Genomic DNA, 22,721 nt, shown 5'->3' on the forward strand with positions numbered 1-22,721 from the left:
AGCTGTTACTGGTGGGCGGCGGGATCCCAGGTGGCGGCGGCGCGGCGCAGCCGGTCGTTGACGGCCCGCCCCACCCCGGCGTCCGGCACCGGCTCCGCGACGATCTCGGTAACCCCGACGCCGTCCAGGCGATGCAGCGCGTCGAAGAGGCGAGCTGCCGCCTCGGTCAGGTCACCGGAGGCGGAGAGCACCTCCACCGCCGCCCAGCCGCCCGCCGGCCGATCCCGGAACGCCAGATACCCCCGCCCCGCACCGCCGACACCCGCCGACTCCGTACCAGGAAGCAACCGCAACGGCGTACGCGGTGCGTAGTGCGCGGCCAAGGTGCCCGGCGCGACCGGCTGCCCCGAGCTACCCGGCCGCACCGTCACCGTCCCGGTCACCTTCTCCAACTCCTCCACGGGCAACGCACCGAGCCGCAGCACCACCGGGTGGTCCCCTCGGGCGTCCACGATCGTCGACTCGATTCCGCAGCGGGTCGGCCCACCATCGAGCACCACGTCCACTGCTCCACCCAGCCCGTGCACCACGTGCTCGGCGCGGGTGGGACTGAGCTGGCCGAACCGGTTCGCGCTTGGCGCGGCCACCGGCACCCCGGCAGCGGCGATCAACCGTCGAGCGTGCTCGTGGCCCGGCACCCGCACCGCCATGCTGTCCAGCCCGGAGGTCACGATCGGTGGGATCCGCTCCGGTCGGTTGACGATCAGCGTCAACGGCCCCGGCCAGAACCGGGCGGCCAGCGCCGCCACGGCCGGCGGCACCCGCCCGACAAGCGGTTCCAGGTCCGCCACGTCGGCGAGATGGGTGATCAGCGGATCGAAGCTCGGCCGCTGCTTGGCCTCGAAGATCCGGGCCGCCGCCCGCGCGTCCAACGCGTTGGCGCCCAGCCCGTAGACGGTCTCCGTCGGAAAAGCCACCAACCCACCCGTACGCAGCACCGCGGCCGCCTCGCCGAGGTCACCGTCGACAGGCAGGACGCGGGGAGTTCCGGTGCTCACGCTTCGACGCTAGCCTGCCGCTGGTCGGCCGGAGCACGCTCCCCGGCGGCGCGGTGCCCGATGACTGGCACCAGACGCCGGAATTCGACGATGCGCACGGTTCAGTTTCCTGGAACCGTTCCGCGGACCACGCACAACTGACGGGACAACACGAAATCTCCTCCCGTTGTAGGATCCCGGTCACGGCAGTGACATCATTCGATCGATGCCAGGCTCCATTGCGGCCGGACGCTGTCGCACACCCCTCGAAGAAGGACGCAGATGGCTGACGTTGACGAGATGGTCCTTCGGGCACAGCGCTTTATCAACAGCACCTACAGCAACGGCGCAACGCTCGGCATATCGAAGCTTGAGGAGAACGGCCGCACCGGATGGCCCGTGATGTACGCCCTGACCAGGGCGCTGCAGTACGAGATGGGCATCACCGCTCTGTCGGACAACTTCGGTCCCACGACGTTGGCAACGCTGCAGAGCAAGTATCCGAGTCTGAACGCTTCCACCGTTCCGTCGTGGATCTTCGGTTGCATCCTCCAGTCGGCCCTGTACTGCAAGGGCTATGACGGCGGCGGCATCGACGGCATCTACAGCGCCCGGGTCCAGGAATCGGTCATCCGGCTGAAGCAGGACATGGGACTCGCCTATGCCTACCCCGGTGGATCCCTCGAACCGAAGGTGGTCAAGGCGCTCCTCAACATGGACGCCTATGTCACCGTCAACAACGGATCGGGCCAGATCCGCTCCGTCCAGCAGTGGCTCAACGGCCGGTACGTCAACCGCCGCGACTACTTCGTCATACCGTGCGACGGTCACCACTCCCGTGACGTAGCGAAGTCGATGTTGCTGGCGATCCAGTACGAGCTGGGCATGGCCGACGGCACGGCCAACGGTGTGTTCGGGCCGGGTACGCAGGCCGGTCTGAGATCCCATCCGGTGTCGCTCGGCGCGGTCGGCACCTGGGCCGAGATCTTCACCGCGGCGATGCTGCTCAACAAACGGCCCGTGTCGTTCGGCACCTTCACCGCCGAGGTGCAGGCCGCCGTGCGTGATTTCCAGTCGTTCGTGAAACTGCCCGTGACCGGGATCGGGGACTTCCAGACGTGGGCGTCGCTGCTGGTCTCCCACGGCGACCAGACTCGCAAGGGTGAGGCCTGCGATGGCGTGACGAAGATCACGCCGGATCGCGCGGCAGCGCTGAAAGCGGCGGGACACAAGTACATCGGCAGGTACCTCTACAACCCGTCCTCGACGGACCTGCCAGAAAAGGCGATCCAGCCCGGCGAACTCGCCACGATCAAGCAGTACGGGTTGCGGTGTTTCCCGATCTACCAGACCTGGGGCCGGGACGCGACCAACTTCCGTTACTCTAGCGGCTGCGTCGACGCGAACAACGCCGTCGAATGGGCCCGGATCCACGGTTTCAAGGCGGGATCGACCATCTACTTCGCGGTCGACTACGACGCAATGGATGCCGAGGTCACCGAGTTCATCCTGCCGTACTTCCGGGGCGTACACGGCACCGTCAGCGAACTCTCCGGCTATCGGGTGGGCATCTATGGTCCCCGTAACGTCTGCCAGCGGGTCTCCGACGCGGGATACGCGGTCACCTCGTTCGTGTCCGACATGTCGTCCGGATTTTCGGGCAATCTCGGGTACCCGCTGCCAACCAACTGGGCGTACGACCAGATCGTCACCACGACGATCGGGTCCGGCAGCGGCCGGATCGAGATCGACAACAACATCGCCTCGGGTCGCGACACCGCTCAGGGTGACTTCGACCCGCCGAGGCCCAACACCGACGATCTGGATGTGGACCTCGACAAGGGGCGGTACCAGGAGGCGCTGCTCAGGGACGTCCGGACCTACCTGACGTCAATCGGCGTCCCGGAGACCGGCGGCGAGGGCTGGACGCTCGACGGGGACTGGGTCACCTGGAACGTGATCTCCACGACCAACGCGTTCGAGCGGGTCATGGAGGGCGACTGGCTGTTCACGAACCTGGCCCGGGCCTTGAAGCTGCGCAAGGCACTCATTCAGGCGCCGATCCTGTGGGAGCTGCGCAAACTGAATCCGACCGATCCGATGACCGACGACCTCGTGCGCAACGGGCTGCGGGACGACTCCTCCACCGGCTACGGGCAGATCTTCGCCTGGGTGGCCATCGAGGCCCGCAACTACTGCATCGAACAGGGCATCATCAACGGCACGCCACTGAATCTGAGCACCGACCGGCGCGCGGTGTGGGATCGTCTCCAGGACCCGCACTACAACATCGCGACGGCGGCCTACCTGACGATCTACAACGCGCACCAGGTCGGGGTCGCCCGCCCGTCGCTCACCACGAGCATGACCGACATCCAGCTCATCCTGGAGCGCTACAACGGTGACAAGACCGTGAGCAACAAAGACAAGATCGAGCAGTACGGACGCGAGCTGACCGGCCTGTACAACGTCCTCGAGAACTACAACAGGCTCTCCCGTGGCGCATAGCGGGCATCGATGACGAAATCGGGCACATGCGAAGACTCCTTGTAGCGGTAACTGTGAACCTTCTCCTAGGGGTCTTGGCCGTCGTGCCGCTGTTCCTGATCTGGTACGCGCTGTCCAACGGGCCTCTGGCCGCCCTCGGATGGACGCAGCCGGAACCGACCGAGAACGATGGGCTGCTGATCTGGTGGCTCCTGGCCGCCGTGACGTTCGGCGGGTTCGCCTCGATCTGGGGCCTGGTCAACATGTGGGCCCGCAGCCGGGTGGCCGTCTCGGGATCCCGCTACTGGCCTGCCTGCGTGGCTGCGTCCCTGGTGCCGTTCTGCATCATTCTGCTTCGATGACCCGGAAGGCAAGATCATGATTTATCGGTTGACTCGGCGAACCGTTCTGCGAACCGCCGCCGTCACGGGCGCCGCCGCAGCCGCCAGTTCCGTGCTGCCCGCCGCCCCCGCGTCGGCCCGGGAGATCCGCAAGCAGAAGCGCCCGGCGACCTCGCAGAACGGGTGGACCATCCAAGCCAACGCGGATCTCGATTCGCAGGTGTGGACCCGGACGGTGGCCGGCACAGGGCTGCGCGTGTCGGTGTGGATCGGCAACGTCGAAGCGATCCTGCTCCACACGATTCGCCGATTTCACTACGAGATCGAGGAGATCCGGCCGAACGACCTGGTCGGCTGGACCCCGGCGGAGAAGGTCCGCAAGCGGAGCCCCGAGTCCAACCTGGCCTCCGGTACCGCGGTGCGGATCCGGCCCGGCGCCCGCGCCAGGGGCGGTTTCTTCCCCCTGCAGGAGTTGGTGCTGCGGGACATCCTCGCCGACTGCGAGGGCCTGGTGCGCTGGGGCGGCGACGACCGTGAGGTGGACGAGTCGCTGTTCTACATCGCGGCCGGTCCCCTCGACGAGCGGGTGAAGGCCATCGGTGACAAGCTCCGCGGATGGGAGTCGTCGCCCGGCGAAGGCGCGGGCATCGGTGTGGACGTATTGTCCCGCTCCCGGCGTACCCGCGCGGCCGACCTTGCTCGCCGGCAACGCCGCTAGCTTGATCTTCACCTGTGCGGCGAGGCCGGGGATTGTCGGCTGCCTTCCGAGGAGGTCGTCTTTCCCGGTCGCGCTGCTGCTGGCGATGTGGACGTCGTAGCGGCGGACGGGATGGCGGTTGGGTTGATCATGGTCAGCCGAACCACGGAAATGCTGGTGGGCCGGAGGTACCACCATGCGAACCACACCGCCACGATCGCCGGTGAGCTGTTGCCGCTGCGTTTGCGGCGTCCCCGCGCGGCGTCGGAAGCCCGATGACGGAGCTACGAGTCCTCGAAGACATCGTCGAGCACGAGTCTCGCCCGGCCTGGGATCTCCTCCTCCGGAAAGATCTCCGCGCACAGAGCGAGGACCTGCTCCGCGCTGGTCAACCCGAGGTGGTTAACCAGGAAGTGGATATCCTCGGCGTCCCTCCGTCGTGCGGCAAGCACCTTCATGGCCAACAGATGTTCCGGCGAGGCCGCCGCCACTCGCAGCCCTGGGTGGTCGAATACGCGCGGAGCCGTCGCGTCGCCTCCCGGAGCGACATAGGCGCTCGCCTGCTCGTTGAGCCACCAGTGCGGCAGGCCGAGTTCATCCGCTACCGAACGAGCCTCATCGAGCACAATGCCATGGGGTTGGAACACCGCGTCGATGTCACGGGTAGCCCGGCGGGCGTCGTAGGCCAACGCCATGGCCGCCCCGCCGAAGATGTAAAGGTCCGCGACCACACCTCGCCTCGACAGCCGGTCCCCGAGCCGGCGGAAGGCATCCTCGATCGCCGCGCGGTCCAACAGTGGATCATCAAGGCTCACGCGACGTTCAACTCCTGCGCCGACACGTACACGCCCCGACGACGGAATGCTGCTGGCGCGTGTACCACCGCATCGACACGGGCGGCACGGCTGTTGAAGGGGAACCAGAACCGCCGGAGCGACCGCGTCTCGACCCACGGCGGCGCACCCCGCCCGTCCTTGGCCGCCAAGTGCTCGGTCAATGCCGCGAGGAACACATCCCAGTGCTCGTCACCGGTGGACGCCGGTTCCTGGTCCAGCAGACCGGCGCGCATCTCGGCTGGTTCCCATCGGTACTCCTCAAGGAACTCTGCCACCAGCCGCCACCGGCGCGTCTCGTCGGATCCAACGAGCAGAGCCCCTAGGCGTGCCACCGTCAGTGGCTCGTACCTCGCGGCGCGATTCTTCATTCCCTTGACGCTAGCGCATTCGGCGGCGGATCCGTGGCCAGCCAGCCGCGTCGGGCAGCCGACCAGAGCGTCACGACGCGCTGCGATCGCCTGGTTCGCATCAAAGATCAACAAAGTGGAGCCCAGGGGACTCGAACCCCTAACCCCTGCCTTGCAAAGGCAGTGCTCTGCCAGTTGAGCTAGGGCCCCGTCACGGCGCTACGGCCGCGGGTCGGAGCGGACGGCGTCAACGCAGGTCCGGCGAGGTGGTCGCCTCGTGCCAGAGGGCGCGCTCGTCGTTGGCTTCCTTGACCCTCTTGGCCACCACCGCGGCCACGCCGACGACACCGACCAGGATCAACAGCTTCTTGAACATCGGGGCTGCCCCTCACGCTCGACGTGCCGTCGGACCATGTGCGGTGGGGCTAGCTGGAATCGAACCAGCGACCTCAGAGTTATCAGCTCTGCGCTCTAACCGACTGAGCTATAGCCCCGCGTAGCGACGAGCAAGGTTAACCCATCCGCCCAGCGCCCCCCAAATCGGGGCGGGCCCGCCAGCCACCCCGCGTCGCCTTCTGAACCTACCCGAGCACCAGGGGCCGGTACACCGGGTTAACCGCCCGCCATCACCCCTGACGGACCCTCCGGCTGGACGCGACATCCCGCGCAATCCCAGCCGCCGGAGACGCCCACATGCGGCATCCCGCGAGGACCTGGCCGCCGGGGACCCCCACATGCGGCATCCGGGGCCAACCCAGCCGCCGGAAGCCCCGAGATGCGGCATCCCGCGCGGACCCGGAAACGCCGGCCCGCACCACCGCGAAGGGCGGCACGGACCGGCGTCGAAGAACTGTCAGTCCCGCTCGGCGAGGGTCAGCTCGATGCCGCCGACCAGGTCGGCGCAGACGTTGTAGACGAACGCCCCGAGGGTGGCCAGCGCGGTGAACAGCACGACGTTGACCAGGCCGATCAACGCCGAACTGAAGATCACCCCACGTGCGGTGATCTGGAAGCCGTCGGTGCTCTGCCCACCACCCGCGTTGACCAGGTCACCGAGGCTGTCGTTCACGCTGCTGAACACACCCATCGCGTCCAGCGCCAGGTACAGCACCGAGGTCGCCACGACGATGACGATGAACAGCACCACCGACACCGCGAAGGCGAACTTCATCACCGACCACGGGTCGATTCGCTTGAGGTTCAGCCGGGCCCGGCGCGGCCCGCGTGAGGCGGCCGAGCTCACCGAGGTACGCGCCGCGCGTACCGCCTCACCGACCCGTGCGGCGCCCACCGCCGAGCTGACCCCCGGCGGCAGCCCACCACCGTTGGCCGGGCGGCCAGACCCGAACGGCCGGGTGGTCTCCGGCTTCGGACCGACCCCGGTCACCCGGGGCTGGGTGCCGGTCGTGCTGGTGCTGGCCGCCGGTAGGACCCCGGTGGCGCCCACGGTGGGCTTGCCCGCCGAGGCAGCCGCCGACGGGGTGGGGAAAGGCTTACCGACGGATGTCGTGGTGGCCTCCGTGGTGCTGCCGCCCTCGGTCGACTTCTCCTCGGCGGCGTCGGCCTCCGGTGTGCCTGTCGGCTTGTCGGGAGGTGGGGCCATACCGGGTGCTCGGGTGAATTTCGGGGCAGGCGCGTCGGCAGGGACGGTGGCCCGGCCCACGGCCGCGCGGCCGGTCGCTGGCGTGCCGCTCTTCGCGGCCTCCTCGTCGACCGGGTTGGCCGAGGTCCCCGGGTTCCCCGACTTCGCCTGTGTCTCCGTCATTCAACTAGTCCTGTTCGTCAGGCTCGTCGGCATTGCGAGCAATCGCCACGATAGTCACGCCGTCCGGAAGGTCCATCAGCTTGACCCCCATTGTGTTCCGGTCACGCGTACGGCGTACAGGCTTCACCGGAGTCCGGATGACGCCACCGTTGCTGGTGATAGCGAACAGCTCATCGTCCGGGTCGATCACGACAGCGCCGACCAGACCACCGCGTCGCTCGGTGATCTTCGCAGTCAGCACACCCTTACCTCCCCGGCCCTGCACCGGGTATTCCTCGATCGGGGTACGTTTCGCGTACCCGCCGTTCGTGGCCACCAGAACGTCCAGACCCTCCCGGACGACCTCCATGGCCAGCAGTTCATCCTCCTCGCTGAAGCGCATGCCGATCACGCCTGAGGTCGCCCGGCCCATCGGGCGCAGGGCCTCGTCCGAGGCGTTGAACCGGATCGCCTGGGCATTCTCCGAGACGAGCAGCAGGTCGTCGTGAGGAGCAACGAGGGCAGCACCGACCAGCTCGTCCTCATCGCGCAGGTTGATCGCGATGATGCCGCCGGACCGGTTGGAGTCGAACTCCTCAAGCCGCGTCTTCTTCACCAGGCCGTTCTTCGTCGCAAGGACCAGGTAGGGAGCCACCTGGTAATTCGGGATCTCGATGATCTGTGCGATCTGCTCGTCCGGTTGAAAGGCGAGCAGGTTGGCCACGTGCTGGCCCTTGGCCACCCTACTGGCCTCCGGAAGCTCGTACGCTTTGGCCCGGTACACCCGCCCCTTGTTCGTGAAGAACAGCATCCAGTCGTGCGTCGAGCAGACGAAGAAGTGGCTGACGATGTCGTCCTGCCGCAGCGTGGCGCCACTGACACCCTTGCCGCCCCGCCGCTGCGACCGGTAGAGGTCGACCTTGGTCCGCTTGGCGTACCCGGTCCGGGTGATGGTGACGACCACGTCCTCCCGCGCGATGAGGTCCTCCATCGAGACCTCACCGTCGAACGGGATGATCTTGGTGCGGCGGTCGTCGCCCCACTTGGCGATGATCTCCCCCAACTCCTCCGAGACGATCCGACGCTGCCGCTCCGGCTTGGCCAGGATGTCCTTGAGGTCGGCGATCTCCACCTCCAGCTTGGCCAGATCGTCGAGGATCCGCTGCCGCTCCAGTGCGGCGAGCCGGCGCAACTGCATGTCCAGGATCGCGGTGGCCTGGATCTCGTCGATCTCCAGCAGCCGGATCAGGCCCTGCCGGGCGTCCTCCACCGTCGGCGAGCGCCGGATCAGCGCGATCACCTCGTCGAGCGCGTCCAGGGCCTTGGACAGACCGCGCAGGATGTGCGCCCGCTCCTCCGCCTTACGCAGCCGGAACGCCGTCCGCCGCCGGATCACCTCGATCTGGTGCTCGACGTAGTAGCGGATGAACTGCGCCAGGTTCAGCGTGCGCGGCACCCCGTCGACAAGCGCCAGCATGTTCGCGCCGAAGGTCTCCTGAAGCTGGGTGTGCTTGTAGAGGTTGTTCAGCACCACCTTGGCGACCGCGTCGCGCTTGAGCACCAGCACGATCCGCATGCCGGTACGCCCGGAGGACTCGTCGCGGATGTCGGCGATCCCGCCGAGCTTGCCCTCCTTGATCAGCTCGGCGATCCGCTCGGCCAGGTTGTCCGGGTTCACCTGGTACGGCAGCTCGCTGACGACAAGCGCCGGTCGGCCCCGCTTGTCCTCCTCCACCTCCACCACGGCCCGCATCCGGATCGAGCCACGACCCGTGCGGTACGCGTCCTGGATGCCGGACTGGCCGACGATCAGACCGTGGGTGGGGAAGTCCGGGCCCTTGACGATCTCCAACAGCGCTTCGAGGGTGTCGGCCTCGTCGGCCTCCGGGTGCTCCAGGCACCACTGCACCGCCGCGCCGATCTCGCGCAGGTTGTGCGGCGGGATCTTGGTGGCCATGCCGACCGCGATGCCCTCGGAGCCGTTGATCAGCAGGTTCGGGATCCGCGACGGCAGGATGGTGGGCTCCTTGGCCCGGCCGTCGTAGTTGTCCTGGAGGTCGACGGTGTCCTCGTCGATGTCCCGCAGCATCTCCATGGCGAGGGGGTCGAGCTTGCACTCGGTGTAGCGCATCGCCGCAGCCGGATCGTTTCCGGGTGAGCCGAAGTTGCCGTTGCCGTCGACCAGGGGGTAGCGCAGCGACCAGGGCTGGGCCATCCGGACCAGGGCGTCGTAGATGGCCGAGTCGCCGTGCGGGTGGAACTGGCCCATCACGTCGCCGACGACCCGGGAGCACTTCACGTAGCCGCGGTCCGGGCGGTAGCCGGAGTCGAACATGGCGTACAGGATCTTGCGGTGGACCGGCTTGAGCCCGTCTCGGACGTCCGGCAGCGCCCGCCCGACGATGACGCTCATCGCGTAGTCGAGGTAGGAGCGCTGCATCTCCACCTCGAGCCCGACCGGCTCGATCCGGTCGTGCGAGACGACGGCGGCCAGCGCCTCGGGGACCTCGGGCTCGTTAGGTGTGGACTCGGGGGAATCGGTCACTGGTTAACCCTTATCAGACTGAGTGTCGCTTTTGCGCTGTGGATAACGGCTGTGGATACCGGCCAAGCTGTGGATAACTCTGTGGACCCGTACCGGGCCGGTGCGACCCGGCCCGGTACCGCGATCCGTCAGATGTCCAGGAAGCGAACGTCCTTGGCGTTGCGCTGGATGAACGAGCGGCGCGCCTCCACGTCCTCGCCCATCAGCACGCTGAACAACTCGTCGGCGGTTGCCGCGTCGTCCAGGGTCACCTGGCGCAGCGTACGGGTGGCCGGGTTCATCGTGGTCTCCCACAGCTCCGGGTAGTTCATCTCGCCGAGACCCTTGAACCGCTGGATGTCGTCCGGCTTGGCGTTCGGCTTCTTCTGCTGGCGCAGCGCGATCAGCCCGTCGCGCTCCCGGTCGGAGTACGCGTACTGCGCGTCGTCGCCCTTCCGGTTCCACTTGATCTTGTAGAGCGGCGGGGCGGCCAAGTAGACGTGGCCCAGTTCCACGAGCGGCCGCATGAAGCGGAACAGCAGGGTGAGCAGCAGCGTCTGGATGTGCTGGCCATCGACGTCGGCGTCGGCCATCAGCACGATCTTGTGGTACCGCAGCTTCTCGATGTCGAAGTCGTCGTGAATGCCGGTGCCGAGCGCGGTGATCAGCGCCTGCACCTCGTTGTTCTTCAGCACCCGGTCGATCCGGGCCTTCTCCACGTTCAGGATCTTGCCGCGAATCGGCAGGATCGCCTGGGTACGCGGATCCCGTCCCTGCTTGGCCGAACCGCCGGCCGAGTCACCCTCGACGATGAACACCTCGGACTCGCGCGGGTCGGTGGACTGGCAGTCGGCCAGCTTGCCCGGCATCGAGCCGGACTCCAGCAGCGACTTGCGGCGGGCCAGCTTGCGGGCCTGCTGGGCGGCGATCCGGGCGCGGGCGGCCTGGGAAGCCTTGGTGATGATGGTCTTCGCCTCGGCGGGGTTGCGGTCCAGCCAGTCGACCAGCCGGTCGTTGCAGACCCGCTGGACGAAGCTCTTCACCGGCGTGTTGCCGAGCTTGGTCTTGGTCTGACCCTCGAACTGCGGGTTGGTCAGCTTGACCGAGATGATCGCGGCCAGGCCCTCGCGGATGTCCTCACCGGAGAGCTTCTCGTCACCCTTGAGTAGCTTCTTGTCCGTGCCGTACCGGTTGACGACGCTTGTCAACGCGGCCCGGAAGCCCTCCTCGTGGGTGCCGCCCTCGTGCGTGTTGATGTTGTTGGCGAAGGTGTAGACCGACTCGCCGTACGACTCGTTCCACTGCATGGCGATCTCCAGCGACATGCCCTCCTCTTCGGCGCCGTACTCGATCACCGTCTTGTGGATCGGGGTCTTCGAGGCGTTGAGGTGACGGACGAAGTCGGCGATACCACCGTCGTACTTGAAGGTGACCTCGCGGAGCTTGCCCTCCTCACTCTCCGCGACCCGCTCGTCCAGCAGGTGGATGGTGAGGCCACGGGTCAGGAACGCCATCTCCTGGAGCCGGCGGTAGATCGTCTGGAGGTCGAATTCGACGGTCTCGAAGACGTCCGGGTCCGGCCAGAAGGAGACCGCCGAGCCGGTGCGGTCGGTCGGCTCGCCCTTCTCCAGGGCGGTCGGCTTGGAGTGGTGGTACTGCTGTCGCCAGACGAAGCCGTCCTTGTGGATCTCCACGGCCATCCTGGTGGAGAGGGCGTTGACCACGCTGACGCCGACGCCGTGCAGGCCGCCGGAGACCGCGTACGCCTTACCGTCGAACTTGCCGCCCGCGTGCAGGACGGTCAGGGCCACCTCGACGCCCGGCTTCTTGAGCTTGGGGTGCAGGTCGACCGGGAAACCCCGGCCGTTGTCGGTGACCCGGACGCCGCCGTCGGCGAGCAGCACCACGTCGATGGTGTCGCAGTGGCCGGCCAGCGCCTCGTCCACCGCGTTGTCGACGACCTCCCACACGAGGTGGTGCAGACCGCGTTCGCCGGTGGACCCGATGTACATGCCGGGCCGCTTGCGGACCGCCTCCAGCCCTTCGAGAACGGTGATCGACTCCGCGCCGTACTGCTGATTCTCCTGCGCTGCCACCCTCGGCCACTTTCTCGCGCCCGGCGCGCCGTGGGGCACGTCGTACGCGGGTTCGGCGGACAGGCGCGACGCCGGCACGCGGACCGGCACCGGGGACAATTCCGGGGTACGGGTCGAACGCGCCGGTCGCCACGGTTGCCCGCGGATCGCGATCGGCTCGACCCGAGTCGGACGGATGATCGCGGGCCCGCACCGGACCCGTGACCCGTCACTCCGCACCGGGTCTTCGTCTCACGCCAATCTTACTGTGCGCGGGCGATAGAACCACCACTCGGCACCCCTTCGCAGCGGCTCAGATCTCCGTAGCGGGCCGAATCGCGCTGTCCGCGACTCCCCCTACACGCGATGGCATGACCAACGGATCTGTCGCGTGACGGCGCGGCCGGACACGACGATGAGGGGTGGGCGGTACCGGGCGGTACGACCCGGCACGGGCGATCCGTGACCCTCGGGTTGCCGGAGGAGCCTTGATCTTTCAACGTTGGAACCGGACGATCGACCCGATCCACTCGCCCGTGCCTTGAGAGGTGACACCCGATGGGGCTGGACAACGTCGCGGTTCAGTGGCCGCGGACCGGCCGCTTCTACGACCCGGTCGCACCGGCCGAGTTCGTCGATTTCGGCGACATCGTCGACGTGCCGGGGATCTCGGCGCCGACCGCCGCGCTCGCTGAGCTGATCGCGAAAACCGGCACGGTCCGGGCCACCGCGTACACCGAAGTGGTGGATCTGGTCCTCGGACTCGACGGTGTGCTCTACGCCACAGACGCCGCCGCCGAGGACGAGGATCCGGTGATCGACCCGGACGGGTGCGGCTGGATCGCCGGCGGCATCGAGCGCTTCGTCGCCGCGCACCGTCCGCACGGTGAGGCGGTCACCTTCGAATCGGTGGGTACGGTGCTGCGGTCGCTGCTGGCCGACGGCCGCCTGGCCGAGCAGCAACTACGGTGGCTGGACAGCCGGTTGGACGCCCTGCGTGACGACAGCGGCGCCGCGCCGCAGTGGACCTTCACCTGCGCGGAGCTGAGCGTGCTCGCCGCCTTCTACCGGCGCTGCGCCGACAACGGCTTCGCCGTCTACGCCGAGTCGGCGGCACCTCGCCGGGCGGCCCAGACGTGACCGGCTGACGGCCCGATCCCGTTCTCGGGAACCTTCCGACTCCCAGCTTGTCGTTCGACCCCCGCGTTGCTCACGTGCTGCGATGGTCGGGTTGGCGCGCCGGCTCACTTTCGGTGGTTCGTCCGCGTTCGCCAGTCGTCGAGGCGCGTACCGGCGATGCGGGCGCCGTCGGCGGGGACGAGCGAGCGTTCACCCAGCGTTGCACCGAAATACCGGGCGCCGGAGCTAGCCACCACCGAACGAGGATCCTGCTGGGCCGCGAGGACGGATCGTCCCAGTTCGTCGAGGTGGAACTGCTCCGGGCCGCCGACCTCGACCACGGCGTTCGTCGGCGCGTCGACCACGACCTCGGCCACCGCGGCCGCGACGTCGTCCGCTGCCATCGGCTGGATGAGCACCGGCGCGAGGTACACGGTGTCGCCCTCCGTGGCGGCGTCGATGATGCCCTGGACGAACTCGAAGAACTGTGTGGCGTGCACCAGCGAGTACGGGATCCCGGACGCGGTGATGAGCCTCTCCTGGGCGACCTTCGCCCGCATGTAGCCGCTGTCCGGAAGCCGTTCGGAGCCCACGACGGAGAGCGCCACGTAGTGACCCACCCCGGCGTCCGTGGCGGCGGCAATCAGGTTCCGGGTGGACGTCTCGAAGAACTTCAGTGCGGCGCTGCCCTCGATCGACGGCGAGTTCGACACGTCGACGACGGCGTCGGCGTCGACGAGCACCTCCGCCACTCCCTCGCCGGTCAGTGTGTTCACGCCGGTCTCCAGCGCAGCCGACACCGCCTCGTGCCCCTGGGCATCGAGGTTCTTCACGAGCTTGGAGCCGATGAGGCCGCTGCCACCGATGACGACGATCTTCATGATCGAACCACTCCCTGTCCGCACTGGTCGAGTCGTACTGCCACCAGTAAGACGCAAATCGTACGCGGATGCAGGACACCTGCCGAAAGAGTTGACCGAAATCGCCCCCGTCGCCGGAGGTCGACGTGGCTGCGGCATCCCACCCGTTGCACACCGTCGTCAACAGCCGGCTTCCACACGCCGCAGCCTGTGACGTCCACCGGTGAGCATGACCGTCACATATTCCGGTCTCGCTCGTCTTGAAGATATGACCCTTAAAGCGAAACAGCTCATCATCGCGGTCCTCGCGATTATCGCCGCGTTGGTGGGCGTCTGGGCGGCGGTGTTTCCGGTGTCCTTCTACAACGACTTCCCCCTGCCGGGACGCCGTTGGGTATCGACCCTCGGGCCATACTCCGAACATCTCATCCGAGACGTCGGCGGCCTCTACCTCGCCCTGCTGGTGCTCAGCGTCTATGCGTTGCGCCGCCCCACCGTCGCCGCGATGCGCATGGCCGGTGGCGCCTGGCTGATCTTCAGTGCCGAGCACTTCCTGTGGCACATGTTGCACCTGGAGATGTTCCCCATGATCGACAAAATCGGCCATGTGCTCGTCCTTGGGGGCGTCCTGGTGCTCTCGATCCTGCTTCTGTTTCCCGATCGCGAGCCCGACGGCACTTCCGACTCCCAAGCCGAGAAGACGTGAACCAGCCCGGCGCGACGAGCCCGTGCCTGCCCCGCCGACCCACCACCCGCCGACTCAAGTGACACCTACTGCCGCTCGCTCTTGTCACGACGTAGCCATCCGATCGTCCGACAGTCTCTCAGCCGTAGGTGTCGCGGGGGCCCCGGCCGCGTACCCGTCGTGGGCCGCGTGACCAGGATGGGGCGGCCGGGCCGTGGATGTGCAGTTTGCGGACCACGTTGTGGCCGACCTCGCGAGCGATCTGCTGCAACAGCGAGCCGGCAAGCAGCCGCAGCTGCGTCGCCCAGGCCGTGGAGCGCGCCTCCACGGTCAGTTCCCCGTTCTCCAGCTTCACCGGGCGGCTGTGCTGGGCGACCTCCGCCCCGACCACCCGTTCCCAGGTGCCGAAGACGGTGGCCTCAGCGGCCGGCTGTTGCCAACCACGGGCCTTCACCAGTCGGTTGAGCACCGCACCGAGGGGTTGCGGGTCGCGTGGGTCCGGGCCGGGGCCGGAGTAGCCGCGCAGGCGACGCTCACCGTCGCCACCGCCGGTCGCGGTGCGCCGGCGGGGACGGCCGGCGGCCTCGCGCCGTGCCTTCGCCGCGTCCAGCACGGCGCGGGCCAGCTGCGGGCCGGAGACACTTTCGCCGTCGGTCGTGGGCGCGGTGTCCCCGGAGCCCGCCGTCGGCGGTCCGGCGGCCGGCTCCGTCGGGTGGTCGGTGGGCCGGCCGGTCCGGCCACCGTCGCCGGTGTGCGCTGGCTCAGTCGGCACGACGCACCGCCCCCTCCGTCACCTCGTACCGGGCGCCACGCAGGGCGGCTGGCACGTCGTCGGCGACCGCGCAGGTCACCAGCAGTTGACTGGCCCCACCGACCAGTTCGGATAGCCGGTCCCGCCGGCCGGTGTCCAGTTCGGCGAAGACGTCGTCGAGGACCAGCACCGGTTCGATGCCGTCGTTACGCAGCAGGTCGTAGCCGGCCAGCCGCAGTGCGAGCGCGTACGACCACGATTCGCCGTGACTGGCGTAGCCCTTGGCCGGCAGCGGGCCGAGGGTGAGGCCGAGTTCGTCGCGGTGCGGGCCGACCAGGGTGGTGCCACGTTCGATCTCGGCGGAGCGGGACTCTTCCAGTGCCGAGGTGAGCAGCGCCGCGAGGGTCTCCCGGTCGGTGGTGGGTTCGGTGAGGTCCACCGAGGGTCGGTAGCTGATCCCCGCCGCGCCGCGGCCGGCGGCCACCGCGTCGTACGCCTTGGTGACGTGCGGAGCCAGGGCGGCGACCAGTTCCAGCCGTCCGGCGAGCAGCTCGGCGCCGTGCCGGGCCAGGTGGGTGTCCCAGACGGCGAGGGTGGAGAGGTCACCGCCCCGCGCTCCGCCGGTCTTGCGGGCGAGGTACGCGGTGCGCAACAGCGCGTTGCGTTGCTTGACCACCCGCTCGTAGTCGGCGCGTACCCCGGCGTAGCGGGGTTGGCGCAGCACCAGCAGGTCGTCGAGGTAGCGGCGGCGTTCGGCCGGGTCACCCCGAACCAGTTCGAGGTCTTCCGGGGCGAAGAGCACCAGCCGCAGCGCGCCCAGCACGTCGCGCGCCCGGCGGGCTGGGGAGCGGCCGAGGCGGGCCCGGTTGGCCTTGCCTGGGACGATCTCCAGCTCCACCAGGAGTTCGCGGCCGTCGTGCACCACCGCGCAGCGGATCACCGCGGCGGTGGCGCCCATCCGCACCAGCGGGGCATCGGTGGCGACCCGATGAGAGTCGAGTGTCGCGACGTAGCCGAGCGCCTCGACCAGGTTCGTCTTGCCGACGCCGTTGGCACCGATCAGCACGTTCGGGCCCGGTTCGAGGTCGACGCCGATCCGCTCGTACGAGCGGAAGTCGACAAGTTCGAGCCGGCGGACGTACACGGGGTCGCGGTGCCGGTCAGGGCTTGCGTACGGCGTGCCCGCCGAACTGCTGTCGCAGGGCGGAGACGGCCTTGAGTGCCGGCGATTCCTCCTGCCGGGAGGCGAACCGGGCGAACAGCGAGGCGGTGATGACGTTGAGCGGCACGGCGAGCCGGACCGCCTCGTCCACCGTCCAGCGCCCCTCGCCGGTGTCCTCGGTGTAGTCGCTGAGCTGGGTCAGCTCGGGGTCCTCGTCGAGGGCCCGGTCGAGCAGGTCCAGCAGCCAGGACCGGACCACGGTGCCCTCCCGCCAAGACTTGATCACGCCGGGGACGTTCGTCACCAGTTCGGAGGCGGACATCAGCTCGTAACCCTCGGCGTAGGCGTGCATCAGGCCGTACTCGATGCCGTTGTGCACCATCTTGGCGTAGTGGCCGGCGCCGACCGGCCCGGCGTGCACGAAGCCGTACTCGCCGTCGGGCTTGAGCGCGTCGAAGATCGGCATGAGCCGGTCGACGTGTTCCTCCGCGCCGCCGACCATCAGGCCATAGCCGTTCTGCCGACCCCACACCCCGCCGGAGACGCCCACATCGACGTAGCCGATGCCGCGTTCGTGCAACCGCTCCGCCCGGAGGGCGTCCTCACTGAACCGCGAGTTGCCGCCGTCGATGATCAGGTCGCCCTCGTCGAGCACGGCGGCGACCTCGTCGATGGTGGCGTCGGTGACGGCGGCGGGCACCATCACCCACACCGCCCGTGGCGCGTCCAGCTTCTCGGCCAGTTCGGCCATGCCGGCGACATCGCTGCGCTCCAGGTTGTGGTCGAGACCGACCACCTCGTGACCGGCGGTGCGCAACCGTTCGCGCATGTTGCCGCCCATCCGGCCGAGTCCTACCAGGCCGAGCTGCATCTGTGGTGACCCTTTCGTGGGTGCGGTTGGCTCTGCCGGTCAGCGGGACACGCGGATCGGCATGATGAGGTACCGGTACCCACCGATGAGCTTGCCATCCTCGCCTGCGGGGGAAATCACCGCGGGCTTGAAGGCGTCGACGAAGTGCAGCACGGCTAGCTGGGTGCCGAGGTTGGACAACCCGTCGATGAGGTACTGCGGGTTGAAACCGATGGTCAACGGCTCGCCGCTGAAGTTGGCCTCCATGGCCTCGCTGGCCCGGGCCTCCTCGGTGCCCCCGGCCTCCACCACCAGCCCGTCGGCGCTGAAGCTGAGCAGTACGGGGGTGGCGCGCTCGGCCACCAGGGCGACCCGCTTGACCACCTCGATGAGGGTGCTGACCGGCACCTGGGCTTCGGCGTTGTGGCTGGCCGGGAAGAGCGATCGGACCGGCGGGTAGTTGGCGCCGTCGAGCAGTCGGCTGGTCGTGCGTCGGGTGCCACCGGAGAAACCGATCATGCCTTCGCCGGCGGCACCCTGGGACAGGGCCAGCACGACCTGACCGCCAAGAGGGCCGAGGGTCTTGGCGGTGTCGTTGAGCGTCCGGGCGGGAACCAGCGCGTTGATGCTGATCTCCGGGTCGTCCGGGTTCCACTCCATCTCGCGCAGGGCCAGCCGGTACCGGTCGGTGGCGAGCATGGCCAGGTTTCCGCCGGAGATCTCGATGCGTACACCGGTCATCATGGGCAGCGTCTCGTCCCGGCTGGCGGCGACCGCCACCTGCGCCACCGCGGCGGCGAACGCCGCCGCGTCGATGGTGCCGGCGCTGGCCGGCATTTCCGGCAGGGTGGGATAGTCCTCCACCGGCATGGTGGGCAGGGTGAACCGGGCGCTGCCACAGACCAGTTCCAGGTGCGCCCCGACGGCGGCGATGTCCACGGGCTTGGCGGGCAACGCCTTGGTGATTTCGGCGAGCAGCCGCCCGGAGACCAGGGCGGCGCCGTCGGCGTCGCCCTGCACCTCCACGGTGACCTGGCTGCTGACCTCGTAGTCGAAGCCGGAGACCCGCAGGCTGCCGTCGGTGACCCGGAGCAGCACACCGGCCAGCACCGGTACGGATGGCCGGTTGGGCAGGCTCTTGGCGGTCCAGGCCACGGCCTCGGCGAGCGCGTCGCGCTCCACTCGGAACTTCATCAATGCCTCCGCGTCGACGTCGACGTCGTCAACTCTCTCATGCCGGACGCTGCCCACCGTCCCGCCTGGCGTGCGGGTACCCCTCGCACCTTAGGGCGCGAGGGTATCGGCTGTGTGCCCGACCCCACGGATCGTGTCGCTGCTGACGGGTCTGTCCCGGCAGTTGTCGACCGATCCACAGGAAGTCCAACGGTGATGATTGGTTTTTGTTCTTTCAGAAGAGATAACTCATCGTCTTCATCGCACCTGTGCAAACTGTGGAGAACCCGAGTATGGGCAGGTCAGCATGGTTATACACAGGTGGTTTCGCTGTGGATGGGCGGGGGAAAAACCCGGTCGGCGATCCACAGGTGGTCTCCGTGCACACGGTTGTCCACCGTCGTCCACCGGTTGTCCACCGGTAATCCACCGACTTTCTCCCCAGACCTGTGGATCGTCGCGGGCGTCTCGTCCGCCGTCATCCCCAGAACCTTCAACAGCTTCCCCACAGGCGGTCGTCCGTCGGTGGACAACGCCGGTGGTCGTCCACAGGCGTCCACAGCGATCCACAACGTTGTCCCCAGGGTTTCTCCACAGGCTGTGGGTAACTGCCTGTTGACGGCGCGTGTTCATCCACCGTCCGTGGACAACGAGCTGTGGACAACGAGTGGCAGGCGGTGTGGACACGCCTTCGATGGTGTGGCCTGAACCTCGTCGAGGGTCAACCCGCTGAGCGCGAAAAGGTCCGGCCGGGATCGGCCGGACCCTCGCCGTGCACGTGCGACGGGCGTACCCCTCAGGTGTTCTGCTTGATCCGGTTGGTCAGCTCGGCGATCTGGTTGTAGAGCGAGCGCCGCTCGGCCATCTGCTGGCGGATCTTGCGGTCGGCGTGCATGACGGTGGTGTGGTCCCGCCCGCCGAACGCCTGGCCGATCCGGGGCAGTGACAGCTCGGTCAGCTCCCGGCACAGGTACATGGCCACCTGCCGGGCGTTGACCAGCACCCGGGAGCGGGACTGACCACGCAGGTCCTCCAGGCTCACCCCGAAGTAGTCAGCGGTCGACGCCATGATCTGGTCGGCGTTGATCTCCGGACCAGCACCGTCGGGCATGAAGTCCCGGAGCACCTCCTCGGCCAGGGACAGCTCGACGGTCGACCGGGTGAGACTCGCGAACGCGGTCACGCGGATCAGCGCCCCCTCCAACTCCCGGATCGAGTTCGACACCCGGGAGGCGATGAACTCCAGCACGTCCGGCGGGGCGTACATCCGCTCCTGCGCCGCCTTCTTCTGCAGGATCGCGATCCGCGTCTCCAGGTCCGGCGGCTGGATGTCGGCCAGCAGCCCCCACTCGAACCGGGTCCGCATCCGGTCCTCAAGAGTGGCGAGCTGACGCGGCGAGCGGTCGGAGGTGATCACGATCTGTTTGTTGGCGTTGTGCAGCGTGTTGAAGGTGTGGAAGAACTCCTCCTGGGTCCGCTCGCGGTTCTCCAGGAACTGGATGTCGTCGATCAACAGGATGTCGACGTCGCGGTAGCGGCGTTGGAAGGCGCTGGTCTTGTCGTCCCGCAGCGAGTTGATGAAGTCGTTGGTGAACTCCTCGGTCGAGACGTACCGGACCGAGCGGGCGTTGCCCAACGTCGTGGCGTAGTGGCCGATGGCGTGCAGCAGGTGGGTCTTGCCCAGTCCGGAGCTGCCGTAGATGAACAGCGGGTTGTACGCCTTCGCCGGCGACTCGGCCACCGCCACCGACGCCGCATGTGCGAAGCGGTTGGAGGAGCCGATGACGAACGTCTCGAACATGTACTTCGGGTTGAGCCGGTTGCCGCCGCTGTCCGCGCCGGTGGGCAGCCGCCGATCGTCGCGACCGACCGGCCGCTGATCCGGGCCGCTGCGGCCGGGCCCGCTGTCGGTACCTCCGTCGGCCGGTATCGCCCGGATCACATGTTGGTCGCGGGGCGAGATGCCCGGCTCGTCGCCGTAGCGGGGCGCGAAGCCGCGCGGGCCGGTGCCTGTCCGGTCCAGGTGCCTGCCGTGTTCGGTGAAGCCCAACCGCTCCGCCGCCCGCCGTCCGGTGCTATCCACCGGCCGGGCGGGCTCACCGAATCCGGCACCGAAGAGGGTCTCCTGACCGTCGGGGGCCGCGGTGCGGGAATCGTCCTCGACGCGTGGTGCATCCGGCAGCGGCGGCCGGTCGAAACGGCCGGGGTGCGGCTGCTCGGGAATCAGCGGTAGCTGCCGCCCACCGTCGAGACCGGGCGACCGGTCGTCGACCTCGCCGGGGCCGTGGTCCACCTGGTCCGACTCGGGGGTGCTGCGGTAGACGGTGCCGGAGGTCCGCCCGTCCTCGGGTACCCGGACGGTGACGGCGACCTGGATCGGCCGGCCCAGCCGGCGGGTGAGCGCCTCGGTGATGGCCGGACGCAGCCGGGACTCGATCACGTCCCGGGTGAAGGCATCCGGCACGGTCAGCAGGACGGTGTCCTCGACGATCGCCCGCAGCCGGGTCAGCCGCAGGTACGCCCGCTGCTGCGCGGAAATGATCTCGTCAGCGAGTTCGTCGGTCGTCGCCGTCCACACCGCGGCAAGGTCGGTCGTACCGGCCACCGTCGTGCCACCCCCTCGCCTCTGCTCCCGGACGCCGCCGTCCACCGGTGGCCCGTACCGACGGGCGAGATCACGCCACCCACCCGGTCGCCGCACCCGGTCGTTCTCCACAAGTTATCCACAGCCTGTGTACCGACCGATTGTGGCCGCCCGCCGGGCTCGGGTCGGACCTGCCCCCTGCCGTGGCCGGGCACTGAAGCGGGGTTCACCGTGCCGAACGATTCACTACCGTGTCCGGTCTTGCCTGCCGGCGACATCGGCACAACTCCGACGCTGACCGCAATCGGGCACGGTAACAGCGTTGTCGTCGGCTCTTCAACCGCCGACGCGGGTCACCCCTTCCGGCATTCGTGAAAACCACCGCTTCGGTCGTCTTTCGTCGCAGCTCACCGTCGGAGTGGCCAGGTTTGACGCCGGTTGCCCCCCGACCTACGCTGGAGGGGCTGCTCTCACCCCCTCTGCTAGGGTGATGGGTGCTCGCTGCCCGCGGTCGCTCACCGCGCAACCGGGTCACGCACCGCCGGGCAGCACCGATCGGGGCCACCGCAGCGGCGGCCCGGACCACCACGACCCGGCGATCCACTCGCTCGGGGCGTCCGACAACGGAGAGCCTGACGTGAGCAAGCGCACCTACCAGCCGAACAACCGCCGGCGCGCGAAGACCCACGGCTTCCGGCTGCGCATGCGCACCCGGGCCGGCCGCGCCATCATCTCGACCCGTCGCGCCAAGGGTCGCGCCCGCCTGTCGGCCTGAGGCCGGTCAGGTCCGCTCCGGAGGACGTGGCAGTCGTGCTGGCGGCCGCCCAACGACTGCGGCGCAGTAGCGACTTCGCCGCAGCGGTTCGCGGTGGCCGGCGAGCCGGCCGCGGCGCTCTGGTCGTTCATCTGACCGTGCCGAGCGCAGCCGGATCCGACAATGCAGCGCCGAAGCCGGCGCGGGACACCGACGGGGAGTCTGCCTCCGCGTTGTCCCGCGCCGGCTTCGTGGTTTCCAAGGCGGTCGGGCCGGCAGTGGTCCGTAACCGGGTGCGTCGCCGGCTGCGGCATCTGACCCGGGAACGCCTCGTCGACCTGCCGGCCGGAAGCACCCTCGTGGTACGCGCGCTGCCGGCCGCGGCTGACGCCACGTACCAGCGGCTCGGCGCCGACCTGGATGCGGCGCTCGTCGCCGCCCGGTCAAGCCGGGGGCGGCGGCGGCGATGAGCAGTGAGCAGACGTCGTCGCGCCCGGCCACCCCGGGTGCCCGGGTGCTGACCGCGCCCATCATCGCGTACCGTCGGTGGATAAGTCCGGCGTTGCCGGCCCGCTGTCGGTTCTACCCGTCGTGCAGTGCCTACGCCCTGGAGGCGGTGGCCCGGCACGGCGCGCTCCGGGGAGCCGGCCTGACGGTCCGGCGACTGTCGCGCTGCCACCCATTCCATCCTGGTGGATACGACCCGGTTCCGGAGCCGGGCGGCCGCCGACCTGCCGACGTGACTGGAGCCTGAG

Annotated in this window: 21 protein-coding genes and 2 tRNA genes; 8 read left to right on the forward strand and 15 right to left on the reverse strand. The window is 68.5% G+C overall.

Going from position 1 to position 22,721, the window contains the following annotated elements:
• Positions 1-5 precede the first annotated feature (5 nt).
• A complete protein-coding gene (locus AC2CHE_RS06815; RefSeq protein ID WP_484504035.1) occupies positions 6-998 on the reverse strand; it encodes an L-threonylcarbamoyladenylate synthase in 993 nt (330 codons plus the stop codon).
• 261 nt (positions 999-1,259) lie between these two features.
• On the opposite strand from AC2CHE_RS06815, the gene AC2CHE_RS06820 reads away from it, so the two are divergent.
• The 3 genes from AC2CHE_RS06820 to AC2CHE_RS06830 all read left to right on the forward strand — a co-directional run bounded on the left by AC2CHE_RS06820 (position 1,260) and on the right by AC2CHE_RS06830 (position 4,523).
• A complete protein-coding gene (locus tag AC2CHE_RS06820; RefSeq protein WP_484504036.1) occupies positions 1,260-3,485 on the forward strand; it encodes a glycoside hydrolase domain-containing protein in 2,226 nt (741 codons plus the stop codon).
• Between the two features lie 83 nt (positions 3,486-3,568).
• A complete protein-coding gene (locus AC2CHE_RS06825; RefSeq protein ID WP_484504061.1) occupies positions 3,569-3,826 on the forward strand; it encodes a hypothetical protein in 258 nt (85 codons plus the stop codon).
• Positions 3,827-3,854: 28 nt separating this feature from the next.
• The gene (locus AC2CHE_RS06830) at positions 3,855-4,523 is read left to right on the forward strand and encodes a hypothetical protein (RefSeq protein ID WP_484504037.1); all 669 of its coding nucleotides are present in this window, start codon (positions 3,855-3,857) and stop codon (positions 4,521-4,523) included.
• A gap of 263 nt (positions 4,524-4,786) precedes the next feature.
• Here AC2CHE_RS06830 and AC2CHE_RS06835 read toward each other — a convergent pair whose 3' ends face one another.
• The 8 genes from AC2CHE_RS06835 to gyrB all read right to left on the reverse strand — a co-directional run bounded on the left by AC2CHE_RS06835 (position 4,787) and on the right by gyrB (position 12,049).
• A complete protein-coding gene (locus AC2CHE_RS06835) occupies positions 4,787-5,317 on the reverse strand; it encodes a DUF6036 family nucleotidyltransferase (protein ID WP_036345383.1) in 531 nt (176 codons plus the stop codon).
• The gene (locus AC2CHE_RS06840) at positions 5,314-5,613 is read right to left on the reverse strand and encodes a hypothetical protein (protein ID WP_484504038.1); all 300 of its coding nucleotides are present in this window, start codon (positions 5,611-5,613) and stop codon (positions 5,314-5,316) included. Before AC2CHE_RS06840 ends, AC2CHE_RS06835 begins: the two co-directional genes overlap by 4 nt.
• 209 nt (positions 5,614-5,822) lie before the next feature.
• Positions 5,823-5,895: transfer RNA gene (locus tag AC2CHE_RS06845), tRNA-Ala, on the reverse strand.
• Between the two features lie 37 nt (positions 5,896-5,932).
• The gene (locus tag AC2CHE_RS06850) at positions 5,933-6,061 is read right to left on the reverse strand and encodes a DLW-39 family protein (protein ID WP_484504039.1); all 129 of its coding nucleotides are present in this window, start codon (positions 6,059-6,061) and stop codon (positions 5,933-5,935) included.
• A 44-nt stretch (positions 6,062-6,105) separates the two neighbouring features.
• A tRNA-Ile gene (locus tag AC2CHE_RS06855) sits at positions 6,106-6,179 on the reverse strand.
• 359 nt (positions 6,180-6,538) lie between these two features.
• On the reverse strand, positions 6,539-7,450 hold the full coding sequence (locus AC2CHE_RS06860) for a DUF3566 domain-containing protein (protein ID WP_484504040.1): 912 nt from the start codon (positions 7,448-7,450) through the stop codon (positions 6,539-6,541).
• A 4-nt stretch (positions 7,451-7,454) separates the two neighbouring features.
• Complete coding sequence (gene gyrA, locus AC2CHE_RS06865) at positions 7,455-9,974, reverse strand: DNA gyrase subunit A (RefSeq protein WP_484504041.1); 2,520 nt, start codon at positions 9,972-9,974, stop codon at positions 7,455-7,457.
• A 128-nt stretch (positions 9,975-10,102) separates the two neighbouring features.
• Positions 10,103-12,049: a DNA topoisomerase (ATP-hydrolyzing) subunit B gene (gene gyrB, locus AC2CHE_RS06870; RefSeq protein ID WP_484504042.1), complete on the reverse strand. Its 1,947-nt coding sequence runs from the start codon at positions 12,047-12,049 to the stop codon at positions 10,103-10,105.
• A gap of 537 nt (positions 12,050-12,586) precedes the next feature.
• Here gyrB and AC2CHE_RS06875 point away from each other — a divergent pair.
• Positions 12,587-13,168, forward strand: a complete 582-nt coding sequence (locus AC2CHE_RS06875) for a hypothetical protein (protein WP_484504043.1) — start codon at positions 12,587-12,589, stop codon at positions 13,166-13,168.
• Between the two features lie 104 nt (positions 13,169-13,272).
• On the opposite strand, the gene AC2CHE_RS06880 is transcribed toward AC2CHE_RS06875, so the two are convergent.
• Entirely contained in the window at positions 13,273-14,028 is a 756-nt protein-coding gene (locus AC2CHE_RS06880; protein ID WP_484504044.1) for an SDR family oxidoreductase, read from the reverse strand.
• A 208-nt stretch (positions 14,029-14,236) separates the two neighbouring features.
• On the opposite strand from AC2CHE_RS06880, the gene AC2CHE_RS06885 reads away from it, so the two are divergent.
• Positions 14,237-14,713: a DUF4345 family protein gene (locus AC2CHE_RS06885; RefSeq protein ID WP_484504062.1), complete on the forward strand. Its 477-nt coding sequence runs from the start codon at positions 14,237-14,239 to the stop codon at positions 14,711-14,713.
• Between the two features lie 118 nt (positions 14,714-14,831).
• Here AC2CHE_RS06885 and AC2CHE_RS06890 read toward each other — a convergent pair whose 3' ends face one another.
• From AC2CHE_RS06890 to dnaA, 5 genes are all read right to left on the reverse strand, one after another.
• Positions 14,832-15,464, reverse strand: a complete 633-nt coding sequence (locus AC2CHE_RS06890) for a DciA family protein (RefSeq protein ID WP_484504045.1) — start codon at positions 15,462-15,464, stop codon at positions 14,832-14,834.
• Positions 15,454-16,587 carry a DNA replication/repair protein RecF gene (recF, locus tag AC2CHE_RS06895; protein WP_484504046.1) on the reverse strand — a complete coding sequence of 378 codons (1,134 nt, stop codon included), beginning with the start codon at positions 16,585-16,587 and terminating at the stop codon, positions 15,454-15,456. Before recF ends, AC2CHE_RS06890 begins: the two co-directional genes overlap by 11 nt.
• A gap of 16 nt (positions 16,588-16,603) precedes the next feature.
• Positions 16,604-17,476, reverse strand: a complete 873-nt coding sequence (gnd, locus tag AC2CHE_RS06900) for a phosphogluconate dehydrogenase (NAD(+)-dependent, decarboxylating) (protein ID WP_484504047.1) — start codon at positions 17,474-17,476, stop codon at positions 16,604-16,606.
• 39 nt (positions 17,477-17,515) lie between these two features.
• A complete protein-coding gene (dnaN, locus tag AC2CHE_RS06905) occupies positions 17,516-18,649 on the reverse strand; it encodes a DNA polymerase III subunit beta (protein WP_484504048.1) in 1,134 nt (377 codons plus the stop codon).
• A gap of 775 nt (positions 18,650-19,424) precedes the next feature.
• Positions 19,425-21,344: a chromosomal replication initiator protein DnaA gene (gene dnaA / locus AC2CHE_RS06910; RefSeq protein WP_484504049.1), complete on the reverse strand. Its 1,920-nt coding sequence runs from the start codon at positions 21,342-21,344 to the stop codon at positions 19,425-19,427.
• A 505-nt stretch (positions 21,345-21,849) separates the two neighbouring features.
• On the opposite strand from dnaA, the gene rpmH reads away from it, so the two are divergent.
• The 3 genes from rpmH to yidD are packed head-to-tail and all read left to right on the forward strand — an operon-like array spanning position 21,850 to position 22,720.
• A complete protein-coding gene (gene rpmH / locus AC2CHE_RS06915) occupies positions 21,850-21,987 on the forward strand; it encodes a 50S ribosomal protein L34 (RefSeq protein ID WP_013736606.1) in 138 nt (45 codons plus the stop codon).
• A 35-nt stretch (positions 21,988-22,022) separates the two neighbouring features.
• A complete protein-coding gene (rnpA, locus tag AC2CHE_RS06920; RefSeq protein ID WP_484504063.1) occupies positions 22,023-22,436 on the forward strand; it encodes a ribonuclease P protein component in 414 nt (137 codons plus the stop codon).
• On the forward strand, positions 22,433-22,720 hold the full coding sequence (gene yidD, locus AC2CHE_RS06925) for a membrane protein insertion efficiency factor YidD (protein ID WP_484504050.1): 288 nt from the start codon (positions 22,433-22,435) through the stop codon (positions 22,718-22,720). Before rnpA ends, yidD begins: the two co-directional genes overlap by 4 nt.
• Position 22,721 lies beyond the last annotated feature (1 nt).

This window comes from Micromonospora sp. ATLC16, assembly GCF_057196645.1.